We start from the raw sequence: 15776 nt of genomic DNA, 5'->3' as shown, positions 1-15776 counted from the left end.
ATAGTCAAAATTTACGCAATTTAAATTCTCACAAATAATTCAGGTACAAAGCCGCAGTTATTCTATAATTAATAACTAGGACCCTGAGTCACTAGGTACATATTATGGATACTTCTTTATTGTCCGGAAAAAGAGCTTTGGTACTAGGAATAGCCAATGAACACTCAATAGCCTATGGTTGTGCACGTATGTTAAAAGCTGCAGGTGCTGAATTGGCCATAACTTATCTAAATGATAAAGCCAAGCCATTTGTTGACCCAATAGCTAAAGAACTGACCTCGTCAATTTACACTCATTGCGATGTCACTAAAAATGATGATTTGGAAGAACTGTTCAAGCTAATCCAGAAAAAATGGGGGCACATTGATATCGTAGTTCATTCAATTGCCTATGCCCCAAAACAGGATTTGCAAGGTTCCTTGGTTGACTGCTCCAAAGAGGGCTTCCTTCTGGCAATGGATATTTCCTGTCATTCTTTTATTCGCATGGCTAATCTGGCTAAACCCTTGATGAACAATGGAGGAACACTGTTCGCCATGTCATTCTATGGTTCTGAAAAGGTTGTTGAACATTATAATCTGATGGGACCAATCAAAGCAGCATTGGAAGCATCTGTACGTTATTTGGCAGTTGAGTTAGGTCCCCGGCAAATAAGGGTTGTCGCACTGTCACCCGGCCCCCTTAAAACCAGAGCCGCATCAGGACTGGAGCAATTTGACAAGTTAATAGAACAGGCTAAAGAAAAATCCCCTTTAAAAACCCTTATTGATATCAATGATGTTGGAGCCATGTTGGTTTTCCTTGCCAGCAATTATGCTAAAAATATTACTGGAGATACCATATACATAGATAGTGGATACCATATTGTAAGTTGATATATGAGTATTTTGCTCAAATAATAGGGTGGGTTAATTTGACTACTATCTACTAATGGTTGTAGAGTTTTTAATATAGAATATGATGTATCACGTCAAGGAACGACATGATTAACCTACTCACTCGTTATCGATTTCTTGCCTTATTTATCATTTTAATAGTGTTTTGCCTATTTAAAGCAATAAATTCACAATTGGGTTGGTTTGAACGAACTGATGTTGTTTTTGCCGTTCTGATTGCTTCAAGCCTTTTAATTATTGGGCAAAAGCATAGATTGTTAATCTTTTTAATCAGTATACTCGTTTCTGTAGAGATTATATTACTCCTTATGACCCTTTATTGGGATGAAGCCACGATCTACGCATTAAAGCTTTTAGTCATTATTGCTTTTTTTATTCTGATGACCTCCTTCTGTCTTTATTTTACCTTACAGGATAAAACAATTAGTGTAACAACTTTGTTTGGTTCTTTATCAACCTATTTATTTATTGGCTTTGTTTTTGCATATATTTATCTATTCATTGAATGGGTTAGCCCAATGTCTTTTTCTGGATTACAAACACAACATGAGGCGCAGGCCATGTATTTTTCTTTCATCTCTCTAACAACGGTTGGATTCGGTGAAATAGTACCGCTTAAACCTATAGCACAAACGGTTGTTTGGCTCGAAGCATTCACTGGACAAAGTTACCTGGCGGTAATTATTGGACAACTGGTTGGACGTTATGTTGCCGATCACTTGAACATCAAAGGATGATCGTTATGAATAAAACTTCTGTTTCTGCAATCAGTTTTTATTGTTTGTGCATGGTTACAGGAAGTCTCCTTATCTCTTGTGGCGATACATCAAAAAAAAATGAGATAATTCAAGCCAGACCCGTACAGGCTATTCAGGTAGGCAGTTCAAAAAATTTTAACGGACGCTCTTTTCCAGGCAGAGCTACAGCGACTCAGGAAGTCAATTTAGCGTTTAATGTCAGTGGAACATTAATTGAATTACCAGTACATGTCGGTGACAAAGTAAAAACAGATACCTTAATAGCTCGACTTGATCCTAAAGAATTTGAGGTCAAACTGAACTCCGCCAAGGCTGAGTTTATGCGAGATGAAAAAAATTTCCTGCGCGCCAAACAACTCATTCAAAAAGGTAATATTTCTCAGGTAGATTATGATTTGCTTGAATCCAAATTAGCCATTGCTCAAGCAAATCTGGATCTGGCAGAAAAAGCTCTGAGAGACACGATAATTAAAGCACCGTTCAATGGAAAAATTGCCAACTTATACGTTGAAAATTATCAGAGTGTATCCACCCAACAAGCAATAGCACGACTTCTTGATACAACCGAGATTGAGATGGTTATCCAGATACCGGAAAATTTAATAAGTCTTATTCCTCAAGTGCAGAATATAGTCGTTCAATTTGATGCCTTTCCAACATATAAGATCCCCGCTCAAATTAAAGAAATCAGTAATGAGGCCTCCCCAGACACGCGAACGTACCCAGTAACCTTGGCCATGAAACAACCTAAAGACATAGAGATATTGCCGGGGATGGCGGGTAAAGCAACAGGTAGTGTTGAATATAAAACAGCAACAAACAATCTCATTACAGTTCCAGTTTCGGCATTGGTTACTCTGGGCTCTGATAACAAGAGCTATGTCTGGATAATTGACAGTAAAACCTTTCAGGTACACAGACGACAAGTTCAAATTGGCGAGCTAAGTCCAACCGGAGTTACTGTTCTCAGTGGATTAAATCCTGATGATTGGGTGGTTACAGCAGGCGTACATAGTCTGGATGAGGGTGAAAAAGTCACCATTTTAAATCAACCGGGTAATTAAAATATGTTTTCACTCGCGGGTTATGCCATTAAAAATCAAGTTGTAACTTCTTTTATTATAATTTTGTTAACCATTTCGGGGACTATCTGCTTTTTTAATCTGGGTCGTCTGGAAGACCCGGAATTCACAGTAAAAACAGCAACCATAACCACCCATTACCCTGGTGCAAACGCAGAACAAGTAGAATTGGAAGTCACTGATCTTATTGAAAAAAAAATTCAGGAAATGTCTGAGGTTAAGGACATTTCTTCCATCTCAAGAGCCGGATTATCCATCATCAAAGTCAATATAAAAAATGAATACTGGTCAGACCGTTTGCCACAGGTCTGGGACACCATGAGAAAAAAAATTGATGACATCAAAGATCGTTTACCTCCTGGTGCTGAAACACCAATTGTTGGCGATGATTTCGGTTATGTATTTGGTTTTTTACTCGCAGTTACTTCAGATGGATACAGTTACGCTCAATTAGAAACACTCACCAAAGCACTTCAAAAAGAATTAAGTGTAGTTAAAGGGGTTGCGCGAGTTGACTTATGGGGGGTTCAACAAAAAAGAGTCTATCTTGATATCTCAAATACCCAGTTTTCTCAATTAGGAATAACCATTGCGGATTTGGAGAGAACATTAAAACTACAAAACCAGGTCGTCGATTCAGGTCAGGTAGACTATCAATATCAACGCATGAGGATAGTACCAACAGGTGAATTTTCCACCGTAGATGCAATAGGGGATCTGTCCATAATTCCTCAATTAAAAGCTCATGCCCCTCAAAAAAGTGATGAAATCATCAGAATTCGTGATTTTGCTCTTGTTAAAGAAGGGTACATCGACCCACCTCAACAACTGATGCGTTATAACGGTTTACCAGCTATTGGTATTGCTTTGGCGCCACTATCCGGAGTAAATGCCATACAAGTGGGTGAGGAGATCAGTAAAAAAATTGATACTCTGCAAGTACACATGCCCAGAGGAATAGAAGTCCACAAAATTTCATGGCAATCCGACATTGTTGCGGAATCTATCAATGCGTTTCTCATCAATCTGCTTGAGGCAATTATCATTGTGCTGTTTGTCCTGGCGTTCACCATGGGACTCAGAGCAGGGATGATTATTGGTATTTCAGGGTTGATTTTAGCAATATTAGGAACGTTCATTGTGATGCAAATCCTGGTCATTGATCTGCAGCGAGTATCCTTAGGAGCGTTAATCATTGCCATGGGTATGATGGTTGATAATGCCATAGTTGTAGTCGATGGTTATACGAGCCGCTTGAGACAGGGTGAAGAAAAAGAACAAGCTGCAGTCAATGCTGCTCAAATTTCAGCATGGCCTCTTTTAGGTGCAACTATTGTTGCCTGTATGGCGTTTTATCCCATTTTTTCCTCCAGCTATGACACTGGAGAATATGCTGGTAGTTTATTTACTGTTATTGCTGTTGCCTTGATATTCAGTTGGGTACTATCGCAAACAGCGACTCCGCTTCTGTGTCTATTATTCATTACTCCGCCAAAACAACAATTAAACTCGGATAATGAATACAACAGCAGATTTTATAAATCGTACAAAAGATTACTTCAATTTGCAGTCCATTACCGTCTGACATTTACATTATCGATGTGTGCTTTATTAATCATTTCAATTTTTGGATTTAAATACGTCCCTATTACCTACTTTCCAGACTCATCGCGTCTGCAAGTAATGATTGATTATTGGGCGCCTGAAGGCACGCGAATCCAAGCAGTTTCATCAGATGTTCAAAAACTGGAAAAAAAACTCTTAGCTGATCCGGGAGTGGCTAGTGTCAGCACTTTTATTGGTCAAGGACCGCCTCGTTTTTACCTGCCGGTTGAATCCGAGTTCCCCTATTCATCTTATGCTCAACTCATTGTCAACGTAAAAAGCATGGCTGAAGTAGACAAACTGATAACTACCCTGCCTGCGTGGAATAAAACAACCTTTCCACAATCTATGGTCAGAGTAAGAAAATATGCTGTTGGAGCGTTTAATAACTGGAAAATAGCTGCACGATTTAGCGGACCAGCAAATGCTTCTCCCGCTGTATTGCGGCAGCTGGCCGATGAAGCCGTAGCAATTTTAAAAGCCAATCCCAACACCATAGATGTAAGAACAGATTGGCGGGAACGTGTACTGCAAATTGTCCCGTTATATCAACAGGAACGTGCACGTTGGGCCAATATTTCACGGCTGGATTTGGCGCAAACACTTTCCAGAGCCAGTGATGGTATTGTTGTAGGTCTTTATCGTGAACAGGACGATTTAATTCCCATATTATTGCGCCAACCGCAGTCTGAACGAGATACAGCAGCAATTGATCTTCCTCTATTACAAATTAACTCTCAGGTAAGTACCAAAACAGTACCCGTATCACAGGTAACTGACGGTATTAAATTGGAATGGACTGATCCCATTATCTGGCGTTGGGATCGAAAAAGAGCCGTTACAGTTCAATGCTCTCCAAACGGAGTTACCGCAAACACGCTGAGAGAAAGTATCCTGCCTAAATTTGAACAAATCAAACTTCCTCCTGGATATACGTTAACCTGGGATGGCGAATACAAAAGCAGTAAAGAATCAGCCGAAGCATTAAAGCCGGGATTATTTCCATCCGTTATTATCATGCTACTCATCATAGTCCTATTATTTAATGCCTATAGGCCCATGCTTATCATCATCGCCGTTATTCCATTTGCCATGATAGGTATTACATCCGGTTTATTAATTACCGGGGTATCATTTGGATTTATTGCATTACTGGGAGCCATGAGTTTGTCAGGAATGATGATTAAAAACTCAGTGGTATTGCTTGATCAGGTCAATATTAATTTAGCTCAGGGAATGAAACCCTATGATGCAGTAATTCAGGCGGGAATAAGTCGCTTATCGCCAGTAGTTAATGCCGCTTTAACGACCATTCTTGGCGTAATACCCCTTTTGCAAGATGTATTTTGGGTTTCTTTAGCTGTAACCATCATATTTGGTTTAACATTCGGAACAATACTGACTATGTTTTTAGTACCGACTCTTTATTGTATTTTCTATAAAGTTAAATCCAGTACTGATCCTCAGATAGAATAGCGCGTAAAACAATGATGGGAGTCGAGAGACTCCTTCACTGCCATGATGTATTGACCTTGTGGCTCAATGCCAGCAATTATTTGATTTGGGTAGGAGTTAATCCTGAAAACGCTTTATATTCATGAATAAAGTGAGCCTGGTCGTAATAATTACTGAACTCCATAATCTCCTCCCAGTTCTTCCCGTTCCGTAAATGCATTAAAGTAGTTTGAAATCGCTTGAGGAGCAAAAATTTTTGTGGACTGATACCAACATAATCCTTAAAGCGTCTTTCCAAGGTTCTATTTGTGTACCCCAAATCTGTCGCTAGATGATTCACACTACTGGTCACACAAAGATTCATGATTTGTTTCATTTGCTTAATAAAGTGCTCATCGACACGTTTATTTTTATTGGTATTTAAACCACTAAAAAATACTTCCAATGCCGGCACAATGTCTTCTATAGTGTGCAAAGATAAAAGCTGCTCTTCAAGTATGTCTTGAAGGGTTGTACCGAAAATATCGGATAAATTAAGTGCCTGATTTGTCAATGCGCTTGCACATTCATTAAAGAGAATAGGTACAGCCCAGGGATAAAAGGTGATTAAAAGGGTTTTTGTATCATTGGTGGAGTGTTTATATTCTTTATATTTTGTTTGCAGTCCACTGATTCCACAACGGCCCAGTTTTATTTGCTGACTCTCCTGGAGTAATAATAAAGAACCCGTATATTGAAAGCCCATAACCACATAACAATCAGGCATCACCCTATAGGGTTGGATGTCTGTCTGCTCTTCTTTGGAGTCAATCCCAATACTTTTTACTAGAGAAAACAACACGGGATTTAAAATATTGGATATGGGTAATACGTGCATCAGAAACTCTTGAATTCAACCTGTTTTAAAAACGTGTACCATTTCTATTATACAGATCTGCTCATAAATTCGCTAACCAAGTCCTGATGAGTTAAAAAGCCTCTCTATTGATTCCTTAGTACATTTCAAGATCACGCCCTATATGAGCTGTCGTATTTTTACAATACGAATGAATTCAATTATCGCATTATTAACTCTCTGATTCCTATTTCTAAACTTTATGGAGACATTACATGATGCAAAACCATCAATTTATTAGTGCAGATTACCCGTTTCAATCCCGATTTATTACTGTTAAGGGGTCAAATTTACATTATATTGAAGAAGGCGAAGGGAAACCCATCCTATTCCTTCATGGCATGCCATCCTCATCGTACATGTGGCGAAACATTATTCCCCATCTTAGAGGTTATGGACGATGCATAGCGCTTGATCTTATCGGTCATGGAACATCGGACTCGCCCGATATAGAGTTTCGTATTAAAGACCATTTAGCTTATCTTACCGAATTCATTGAACTACTTGATTTAAAGGATATTTTAATTGTTGGCCATAGTTGGGGCGCATCTCTGGGGATTGCTTACGCAAGAGAGCATGAACACAACATCAGAGGTTTAAGTTATTTAGAGCCTATGTTGGGTTCCTGGAAAAATTGGGAGGATTTTAATCCCAATAACCCCGCAGCTCAGGATCTCTTTAAAAAACTCCGTTCCTCAGAAGGATGGGATCTTATTGTGAATCAAAATATGTTTCTTGAGCACATTTTTGTCAATGCATCAATGAGAGAACTTTCTCCTGAGGAAAAAGCACATTACATCAGTCCTTTCCTAGCAATAGAACGACGAAAAGCTGCCTGGAGAGCACCCCAGGAATTACCTATAGAGCATAATCCAGCTGATGTCGTGACGCTTGTAGACACTAATTTCTCCTGGATGAAAAAAACAACCATCCCGCAATTATTTTTTTATACTGACCCTGCAGCTTTTTTCACTAAAGAAGCAGTTGAACACTTCGTACAACAAGCATGTGCTGTAACGCCCTGCTATTTGGGTAAAGGCGTTTATAATCACGCTGAAGATTACCCTCATGAAATTGGTTTTACCTTGGCTGCATGGATTATTAACACTTATTCTTTAGGATCGGTTACGCCAAAATTCAGCTTTTATACCACGATTCATAAAGCCATTAGAAAATCTCTATTTGATACTGCTGTACTTGCAGGACAGACCGACTTTTTTGATAGAGAGAAGAGAACGACCTTCGTCGAGAAATTTTCTGATTTGACGAGCTTATTAAAAAATCACTCGCTACATGAAGATACCTATATTCATCCACTCCTGATTGAAAAAAATATAGGTGCATCTATTGAAACAGATCATGAACGATTAGAAGAGGAACTACAGAGACTGGAACAGATGTTGCGAATAACCTGTGACAGTCAAGAGCAATCAATATGCTATGATTTAGGCACTAGTTTTTACCTCGCATTCAATGAATTTATTTCTCATTATTTACAGCATTTGTTAGATGAAGAAACACAAATTATGCCGGCTTTGCGAGAAGCATATCCCCTTTCAATCTTATTATCGGCTATGGATAAATTTAAAAAATCCCAATCAGAAGATGAGATGAGGCAATCGCTCAGTTTATTATTAGGAGCCATCAACATTAAAGAAGAACAATTAATGATAAATAATATTAAACAAGCTGCTTCGCAAAAATTAAATTAATTTCTGTCCAAAATTTAATCTATAATTTGATATTAAGAGAGCAAATAGGCGTATTTTCATCTGTTTTCTTTCTGAAAGATTGCCAAAAGGAGTAATTATTATGAATGCTTATATCAGGCCAATGTTATTAGTTTTAGCACTAGCTTTTACCCCAGCCATTGTATTTGCCGATGATTGCAATGTAAGCGACTGTAAAGGTGCAAAAGCTTCAGACGAAATTGACTGCCCGGGACATGGATGCGGTTGTTATTGCGATGAAAATGGAAATGCGCGATGTAAATGCACTCAACCCAACTAAAAAACTGGGTATACCACTTCATTAGGCGCTACAAACCCTACGAAACAAAAACCAATCTCTTTGTTTTCAAGGTTTTAAACAAAGGGGTTGGAGAGGGGCGCTAGTACATGGAGACAGTACTTAAAAGTTCCTTTTCCAATAATACCACTGTTTGATTGATTGCCTTTTCTACCGACTTAGAGAGTTCAGAATGATATTCCAGAGGACCTATCTCTATTCCGTACAGAATAATTTGTTCAGGCAATTCATCAAGGCTACGTCCTAAGGCGAGTGCCTGAGCTACTCCCATATCATGGGTTGAAAGCATAGGGTTTAGTTCGAAAATCTCTTCATTAATCAAACGATGAACGGTTCCCGGTTGGTTACCTGATTGAATGGCATCGATTAAAAAGACTCTATTAGCCTGACTCATTAATTCAAGCAAACGAACCCCAGGCCTATCATGTGCTTCGATAAGCACCGTACTGCAATTACGCCGTATCAAATCATTCTGTTTTAAACGTTCAGCAACTTTGCATCCGGCCTGATCATCGCCAAAAGGTGAGCCTATCCCAAGAACTTTTATTCGCTTCATGATCTATTAATGGTCAACTTTAAAAAGTGAGTGGAGCATGAAATGCAAGGATCGTAATTACGAATAATCATTTCACTAAAATGCCTTATTTCATCTTCCCCTTTATCCAAACCAAATTGCCTTAAAGAGACTCCCAGATCCTCTTCAATACGCGCCTGATTTTGACTGGTAGGAGGGACAATTCGCGCGAAACGGACCTTACCCTCTTGATCCAGTTTTAAATTCTGCCATAACATTCCTCTGGGTGCCTCCGTACAACCGAATCCCTCTCCGGCTTGTGGTATGACTTCGGGATATGAATAAGCAGGAAGCTCATACTGTTCCAAAATACGTATGGACTCAAGAACCGCATAATAAATTTCAACCGCACGGGCAATGATGCAGTGATACATGTTTCTTGAAGGAAAATGGATATTCAGATTCTGTAACAACAGATGGATGGGTACGGGAAGATGCCCGAAACAATTATTAAGTCTGGCCAATGGGCCTACTAAATAAGGCTTGTTCTGTAACAAACAATGTAAAGCAGTTGAATAAGGCACCTGGATCTCAGTAAAGTACGCATTAAACTCATCAATACTGATATTCAAGCCCTGATCAGAAACAATCCGTCCTTCATTCATAGGGTATTCAGTAGGATGATATAAAGACACCGAAGTAAATTCATGTGAATTGTCTGGCAATCCAAGCGTTGCAAGCCATTGAATTAATGCAACACAATCTGCCACCCGCTCTCTGGCCTGTTCCAGCATTATTTTTATATCTGTATGCGAAGGCGCTTTATAAAAACCACCGACACACGCGCCAACCGGATGCACCGAACGACCACCTAATAATTTGATTAAATCATTGCCAAAGGCCTGCAAACGCATGCCTCTGCGCACTTCTTCAGGATAGCGTTTTGCCATTTCAGGTACGGATTGAAATCCTAAAAAATCAGGCAAAGCCAAAAAATGAATGTGCATGCTGTGACTTTCCAGCCACTCACCACAATAAAACAAACGACGCATGGTTCGCACCCAGGGACTGGGTTGTATAGAAAAACACTGTTCAATCGCCTGAGTGGCACTCATTTGATACGCTACAGGACAAATACCACAAATCCGGGCGACTATATCCAATACTTCAGTGTAACTGCGCCCTTCCAGGAATTTCTCAAACAATCGTGGTGGTTCATAAATTTTTAACTTTAATGTTTCAATTTCGCTATTGCGAATATGCAGCTCCAGCGCACCTTCACCCTCAACTCGTGCCAGAATAGGAACATTAATCGATATATTATTACTCATTGATAATCCGAATTCCCTTAAAATAATTGCCCGCTTTATTGAAGGCGGGCGCTTGATTATTAATATGTAAAAACTGTCTTGCAACCGCTTCTTTATTGATTCCCCAGGACTCAAACCGAGTTCCTAAAGAGGTTGTATTCGCATTTTCTTTAGGACCATAACAGGCATAACAGGCACGGCCTAACGTAGGGCAAAGAGACCCACAACCTAACTGGGTTACCGGCCCCATACACGGTTGTTTTTTAGTGATTAAAACACAGACATTACCCTTACGTTTACATTCCATGCATTCAGAATCTTTTTTAATCCGCGGAGTCGCATTCGACAGCAGAAAACGAATGGCTTCTAATACCTGTTTGCCATTAACCGGACATCCCCATAACTCCCAATCAACACGAACATGTTGGGAAATAGCAGTGGATGTACTCAGGGTCTTGATGTAATCAGGAGAAGCGTAAACGCTGGACATCCATTCTGTTGCATCAGCGCTATTGCGTAAGGCCTGAATTCCTCCAGTAGTTGCGCAAGAGCCTATAGTAATAATGTATTTGCTTTGTTCCCGGATTTTTTTAATCCGTTCTTCTTCATGTGGCGTCGAAATACTGCCCTCAACAAAAGCAATATCTACTGTCGCATCAACTTCTATGGCACCTGCTTCAGCGAAATGCACCATATCCACCAATTCTGCCAGAGTAAGCAATGCTTCTCCTGCATTTAAAAAGGCCAATTGGCATCCATCACAGGATGTAAATTTATGTACAGCAACACGTGGCTTCATAGGGTTCTCAAGCGATTAAAAAATTAAAATCCCGGTTCTTTAAATAAAGCTTTAATTTGAGAATAAGCAAATACAGGGCCGTCCTTACATACAAAAAGTCCACCGTACTGACAATGTCCGCATTGTCCAATCCCGCATTCCATATTTCGCTCCATACTCAGAAAAATCTGGTCTTCGGAAAGTCCTTTTCCAGTAAGCACTCTGATCGCTGTATGCATCATCATTTCTGGCCCGCACATCATGGCTACTGTCTGCTCAGGATTAAGCGGTATTTTATCTATCATATCAGTCACATAGCCCACACTCCATGGCCATTTTGGACCTGCCTGATCCGCTGCAATATGTACTTCAGTGTGCGGTGACTTCTGCCATTTGGCGTATTGCTTTCGAAAGATGAAATCATCACTATGCTTCACCCCCTGCAAAATACTGAGATGACCGTATTCTTTTCTTCTGGCTAAAATATAATTAATAATTGAAATGGAAGGAGCGCAACCCAACCCGCCAGTCAGGACAACCACATCTTTTCCTTTAACCTGTTCAAGAGGCCAGCCGCGTCCGTAAGGCCCGCGAATGCCCAGTCTGTCACCAGTCCGTAATTGTTGTAAGGCTCTGGTCACTCGGCCAACAGCACGTATGGTATGGGTGAGTACCTTCGTTTCCTTGGGATCAGAAACTATAGATATGGCCACTTCACCCACCCCATAGAGATAGAGCATATTGAACTGCCCAGGATAAAAGCTGTACTGTTGATGAAGCTCATTATCAATAAACCGCAGGTGCAACGAAAAAATAGAGTTTGATTCCTCTACTCTATCAACTATTTCAACTTCATAAGGCAAATAAGGATCCGGGCAGGTATTAATCACTTTTTTTAACCCTCACGTTGGACTCTCCGGAAATGGCGGCCAGTTCTTCTGTAATATCAATACCGACCGGACACCAGGTCGCGCATCGTCCGCAACCGACACAGCCACTGGTTCCAAATTGATCAAACCAGCTTCCCACTTTATGAGTTAACCACTGACGATATTGTTTTTTAGTATCATTCCGGATGACGGTTCCATTCAAGTTACTGTGACCGGTAGTAAAACAGGAATCCCACTCTCGCTGATGTTCGCTGCTCGTGCCATCCAAAGCCGGCTTTTCTACCTCACTATGACAAAAACAGGTTGGACATACCGAAGTACAATTACCACAAGACAAGCACCGTTCTGCAACATCGTCCCAACGAGGATGATTTAAATTGGCAAACAATAAATCACGTAAAGCCCGTTGATTATCCAAAGGGATCTTTTTTGTTTGCATGTCTCCAGCATTTTTGACGTTGGCAGCTGCATTCGTGCATTGCGCTTTTTTTGCTTTAGTTAAGGTTAATGAATCAATAATCCCTTGACCTCGCTCAGTGCCCGTTTTAATCACAAAACCGTCATCTACTTCAGTCATTAATATATCAAAAGGATCCCTGACTTCTGGTCCGGTACCTGCCGAAACACAGAAACAATTTGAAGAAGAATAAGTACAGTTTACCGCAACAACGAATAATTGCTCTCTTCTCTTCTTGTACCGTGGATCAGGTTTACTGCTTTCGATAAATACTTTGTCCTGGATACGCATCGCGGCTAAATCACAAGAACGCGCGCCAATAATCGCGACCGGTAATTCATCAGGATGATGTGATTTAAAATTTAATTTCCCCTCTTCATTACGAACAACCGTCCATAAGGTTTCCTGCGGTTTAAATAAAACAGGTTTGATGGCTTGAGGGCCGTTGGCAAAGGCAAAAGCTTTACGTTCCGGGATTTGTTCCAGTCGATATTCCCCTGGAGCTTGATGATCACGAATACTCCAGGGCAATTGATCTGCACGTGTCAGGACATCATATACTATGGCATGATCCCGTACCTGCGGACCAATACAGGAATACCCGGCTCCTTGCAGAGCATCCAACAACGCTTGCAATTGGGTATGAGGTAAAAAATAACTGCTTGTATCATGCATCTGGATAATCCTTATAAGATGTAGTGACCGTACACTAACAAAAGGTCTAGCAAATCCTGGGTAATTGCTCCCCAATCAACCAATCTATTATCCTCGTCCCCCCTAATTTTGTTTTTAACTGAACAAAATGCCGAGGATCCTCAATCACCTCACCGATGACTGCAGCATCCGCACCCAAAGGATGGGAGCGCATTGAAGCCAATAATAGTTCGGTATCAGCAGCAGAGCAAATCACTACCAGTTTTCCTTCATTGGCTACATATAACGCATCCAGACCCAACAATTCACAGGCGCTGGCCACTTCAGTACGAACGGGTATTTTATGTTCATCAATGAGAAATCCTGCTTCTGATTGAAGTGCCAATTCATTTAAAGTTGTAGCAAGCCCACCTCGAGTCGGATCACGCAGACAATGAATGTCCGGTACAGCATGTACCATTTGTGAAACCAAACCATGTAATGAAGCCGTATCGGATTGAACCTGAGTTTGAAATTGCAGATTATTTCGATAAGCCATGATGGCAACACCATGATCTCCAATAGAACCACTGACTATAACGCGATCGCCTGGCCGTGCACGGTTACCCGAAATATGAATTCCCTCAGGCACTACCCCAATACCGGTCGTAGTGATAAAAACACCATCCCCTTTCCCGCGTTCAACGACTTTGGTATCACCGGCAATGATGGCAACCTGCGCCTCTTTTGCGGCAGAGGCCATAGATTCCACTATTTTTTTTAAATCAGCCAGAGGAAAGCCTTCTTCCAAAATAAAACTGGCAGTCAAATACAAGGGTTTTGCTCCGGACATCGCAATATCATTAATCGTACCATGCACTGATAATGACCCAATATCGCCCCCGGGGAAAAACAATGGGGAAATGACATGGGCATCAGTAGTCATCACCATACGTCCAGACGCCACTGCAAAACAGGCCTGATCATTTTTTTGCGCTAACCACTCATTATTAAAAGCAGGTAAAAACAGGTGATCAATTAACTGAGCCATGGCACGACCGCCACTGCCATGAGTTAAATTGATAACACCGTCCTTAAAATTCAGTTTGGGGCCTTGATATGTTCTGCTGAGCACTGCTTTTGTCATAGTGAATTCACCCGACCATAGGCATAAACTGCGGCACAGGCTCCCTCCGATGAAACCATGCAGGAACCCAGTGGATTTTCTGGCATACAGACCTTGGCAAACAATTTACACTCCTTTGGCTTTTTAATTCCACGCAACACATCGCCACAAAGACATTGCTTGTGTTCTTCTCCCACAGTTTCAGGTAATTCAAAACGCCGTTCTGCATCAAACTCTGCATACTGAGCTTTTATTTGCAGAGCGCTTTGGGGAATGTAGCCCAGGCCCCTCCACTCAAAACGATCTCTTAATTCGAGAACTTCTGCCATAATCTGTTGAGATACTCTGTTTCCCATTCGATTCACTGCCCGTGAATACTGAATCTCCACCTCACATCGACCTTCATTAATCTGTCGAAGTAACATCAAAATGGAATGCAGAACGTCCAAAGGTTCAAATCCGGAAATGACTATTGGTTTTTTATAAGCAGAACAAACCGCTTCATAGGGTTGGCTTCCTATAACGATGCTGACATGCGCTGGCCCCACAAAACCATCCAGATTCACCTCCTTGGATTGCAACAAACTGTCCATCGCAACAGGAGTGAGTACATGATTACAAAAAACACTAAAATTGTTTAACTTTAATTGCTTCGCCTGCTGAATCACCAAAGCGGTTGGAGGTGTTGTGGTTTCAAAGCCAATCGCAAAAAACACCACTTCCTTAAGCGGATTTTCCACAGCGATTCTTAGCGCGTCATCTGCAGAATAAATCATCCGGACATCGGCACCTGAAGCCTTGGCTGTTAAAAGGCTTTGTTGACCCGTGCCAGGAACTCGCAACATATCCGCGTAACTGCACAAGATCACATGAGGCATCCTGGCAAGACTGATTGCTTTATCGGTTCTAGCCATAGGTAAAACACAGACGGGACAACCGGGTCCATGGATCAGTTCAACATTATCCGGCAATAAATCCGGTATGCCGTACCGATGAATCGCATGAGTATGGCCACCACAAAATTCCATCAATTGATACTGACGTTCAGTGTCTGCCAACACGGCGATTTCACGAGCAAGGGCTTTTGCATAATCCGCATTACGGAACTCTTCAATGTACTTCATACGGGTTGATCCTTGAGCATTTCAGCAAACAGACTCAACGTTTTTTGAGCCTCATGTTCATCCAGGCGAGTGAGCGCATAGCCTGCATGAATAATGACGTAATCCCCCACGCTAATCTCATTCACCAAGGCTATTGAAATATCTTTAGTAATACCACCTAAATTAATAATGGCTCTATCGTCTTCAAGAATCTGAGTAATTTGTGCCGGCAATGCTAAACACATA

The 15776-nt window shown here is 40.9% G+C and carries 15 protein-coding genes; 6 read left to right on the top strand and 9 right to left on the bottom strand.

The window, feature by feature from the left end; genetic code table 11:
* The first annotated feature begins 104 nt into the window (after positions 1–104).
* The 4 genes from fabI (at position 105) to IZU94_RS00375 (ending at position 5817) form a co-directional block, all read left to right on the top strand.
* Complete coding sequence (gene fabI, locus IZU94_RS00390) at positions 105–875, top strand: enoyl-ACP reductase FabI (RefSeq protein WP_203107289.1); 771 nt, start codon at positions 105–107, stop codon at positions 873–875.
* A gap of 107 nt (positions 876–982) precedes the next feature.
* A complete protein-coding gene (locus IZU94_RS00385) occupies positions 983–1633 on the top strand; it encodes an ion channel (protein ID WP_203107287.1) in 651 nt (216 codons plus the stop codon).
* 5 nt (positions 1634–1638) lie between these two features.
* The gene (locus IZU94_RS00380) at positions 1639–2718 is read left to right on the top strand and encodes an efflux RND transporter periplasmic adaptor subunit (protein ID WP_203107285.1); all 1080 of its coding nucleotides are present in this window, start codon (positions 1639–1641) and stop codon (positions 2716–2718) included.
* 3 nt (positions 2719–2721) lie between these two features.
* On the top strand, positions 2722–5817 hold the full coding sequence (locus IZU94_RS00375) for an efflux RND transporter permease subunit (RefSeq protein ID WP_203107283.1): 3096 nt from the start codon (positions 2722–2724) through the stop codon (positions 5815–5817).
* 76 nt (positions 5818–5893) lie between these two features.
* Here the strand turns inward: IZU94_RS00375 and IZU94_RS00370 are convergent, their stop codons facing one another.
* Complete coding sequence (locus tag IZU94_RS00370) at positions 5894–6673, bottom strand: helix-turn-helix domain-containing protein (protein WP_203107281.1); 780 nt, start codon at positions 6671–6673, stop codon at positions 5894–5896.
* A gap of 233 nt (positions 6674–6906) precedes the next feature.
* On the opposite strand from IZU94_RS00370, the gene IZU94_RS00365 reads away from it, so the two are divergent.
* The gene (locus IZU94_RS00365; protein WP_203107279.1) at positions 6907–8403 is read left to right on the top strand and encodes a haloalkane dehalogenase; all 1497 of its coding nucleotides are present in this window, start codon (positions 6907–6909) and stop codon (positions 8401–8403) included.
* A gap of 100 nt (positions 8404–8503) precedes the next feature.
* Entirely contained in the window at positions 8504–8701 is a 198-nt protein-coding gene (locus tag IZU94_RS00360) for a hypothetical protein (protein ID WP_203107277.1), read from the top strand.
* Positions 8702–8801: 100 nt separating this feature from the next.
* On the opposite strand, the gene IZU94_RS00355 is transcribed toward IZU94_RS00360, so the two are convergent.
* From IZU94_RS00355 to IZU94_RS00320, 8 genes are read right to left on the bottom strand one after another with little or no spacing between them, the layout of a single operon-like run.
* Positions 8802–9275, bottom strand: coding sequence for a hydrogenase maturation protease (locus IZU94_RS00355; RefSeq protein ID WP_203107275.1), 474 nt, complete (start codon positions 9273–9275; stop codon positions 8802–8804).
* Positions 9272–10564, bottom strand: a complete 1293-nt coding sequence (locus IZU94_RS00350) for a Ni/Fe hydrogenase subunit alpha (protein WP_203107273.1) — start codon at positions 10562–10564, stop codon at positions 9272–9274. Before IZU94_RS00350 ends, IZU94_RS00355 begins: the two co-directional genes overlap by 4 nt.
* Positions 10557–11342: an NADH-quinone oxidoreductase subunit B family protein gene (locus IZU94_RS00345; RefSeq protein ID WP_203107271.1), complete on the bottom strand. Its 786-nt coding sequence runs from the start codon at positions 11340–11342 to the stop codon at positions 10557–10559. Before IZU94_RS00345 ends, IZU94_RS00350 begins: the two co-directional genes overlap by 8 nt.
* Before the next feature lie 23 nt (positions 11343–11365).
* The gene (locus IZU94_RS00340) at positions 11366–12211 is read right to left on the bottom strand and encodes an FAD/NAD(P)-binding protein (RefSeq protein WP_203107269.1); all 846 of its coding nucleotides are present in this window, start codon (positions 12209–12211) and stop codon (positions 11366–11368) included.
* Positions 12204–13343 carry a 4Fe-4S dicluster domain-containing protein gene (locus IZU94_RS00335; RefSeq protein WP_203107267.1) on the bottom strand — a complete coding sequence of 380 codons (1140 nt, stop codon included), beginning with the start codon at positions 13341–13343 and terminating at the stop codon, positions 12204–12206. The genes IZU94_RS00340 and IZU94_RS00335 overlap by 8 nt, the downstream gene beginning before the upstream one ends.
* A 46-nt stretch (positions 13344–13389) precedes the next feature.
* Positions 13390–14448, bottom strand: coding sequence for a hydrogenase expression/formation protein HypE (hypE, locus tag IZU94_RS00330; RefSeq protein WP_203107265.1), 1059 nt, complete (start codon positions 14446–14448; stop codon positions 13390–13392).
* Positions 14445–15551: a hydrogenase formation protein HypD gene (gene hypD / locus IZU94_RS00325; RefSeq protein ID WP_203107263.1), complete on the bottom strand. Its 1107-nt coding sequence runs from the start codon at positions 15549–15551 to the stop codon at positions 14445–14447. Before hypD ends, hypE begins: the two co-directional genes overlap by 4 nt.
* A complete protein-coding gene (locus IZU94_RS00320) occupies positions 15548–15775 on the bottom strand; it encodes a HypC/HybG/HupF family hydrogenase formation chaperone (RefSeq protein ID WP_203107261.1) in 228 nt (75 codons plus the stop codon). The genes hypD and IZU94_RS00320 overlap by 4 nt, the downstream gene beginning before the upstream one ends.
* Position 15776 lies beyond the last annotated feature (1 nt).

Origin of the sequence: Legionella bononiensis (genome assembly GCF_016786215.1) — a bacterium.
GTDB classification, from domain to species: domain Bacteria; phylum Pseudomonadota; class Gammaproteobacteria; order Legionellales; family Legionellaceae; genus Legionella; species Legionella bononiensis.
This window is presented reverse-complemented; position numbering and strand designations above follow the sequence as displayed.

Excerpts from the sequence above, each read along its gene's own strand:
- fabI (WP_203107289.1), top strand. The coding sequence starts at position 105 with ATGGATACTTCTTTATTGTCCGGAAAAAGAGCTTTGGTACTAGGAATA.
- IZU94_RS00375 (WP_203107283.1), top strand. The coding sequence starts at position 2,722 with ATGTTTTCACTCGCGGGTTATGCCATTAAAAATCAAGTTGTAACTTCT.
- IZU94_RS00320 (WP_203107261.1), bottom strand. The coding sequence starts at position 15,775 with ATGTGTTTAGCATTGCCGGCACAAATTACTCAGATTCTTGAAGACGAT.
- IZU94_RS00380 (WP_203107285.1), top strand. The coding sequence starts at position 1,639 with ATGAATAAAACTTCTGTTTCTGCAATCAGTTTTTATTGTTTGTGCATG.
- IZU94_RS00335 (WP_203107267.1), bottom strand. The coding sequence starts at position 13,343 with ATGCATGATACAAGCAGTTATTTTTTACCTCATACCCAATTGCAAGCG.
- IZU94_RS00350 (WP_203107273.1), bottom strand. The coding sequence starts at position 10,564 with ATGAGTAATAATATATCGATTAATGTTCCTATTCTGGCACGAGTTGAG.
- IZU94_RS00360 (WP_203107277.1), top strand. The coding sequence starts at position 8,504 with ATGAATGCTTATATCAGGCCAATGTTATTAGTTTTAGCACTAGCTTTT.
- IZU94_RS00385 (WP_203107287.1), top strand. The coding sequence starts at position 983 with ATGATTAACCTACTCACTCGTTATCGATTTCTTGCCTTATTTATCATT.
- hypD (WP_203107263.1), bottom strand. The coding sequence starts at position 15,551 with ATGAAGTACATTGAAGAGTTCCGTAATGCGGATTATGCAAAAGCCCTT.
- IZU94_RS00345 (WP_203107271.1), bottom strand. The coding sequence starts at position 11,342 with ATGAAGCCACGTGTTGCTGTACATAAATTTACATCCTGTGATGGATGC.
- IZU94_RS00355 (WP_203107275.1), bottom strand. The coding sequence starts at position 9,275 with ATGAAGCGAATAAAAGTTCTTGGGATAGGCTCACCTTTTGGCGATGAT.
- hypE (WP_203107265.1), bottom strand. The coding sequence starts at position 14,448 with ATGACAAAAGCAGTGCTCAGCAGAACATATCAAGGCCCCAAACTGAAT.
- IZU94_RS00365 (WP_203107279.1), top strand. The coding sequence starts at position 6,907 with ATGATGCAAAACCATCAATTTATTAGTGCAGATTACCCGTTTCAATCC.
- IZU94_RS00370 (WP_203107281.1), bottom strand. The coding sequence starts at position 6,673 with ATGCACGTATTACCCATATCCAATATTTTAAATCCCGTGTTGTTTTCT.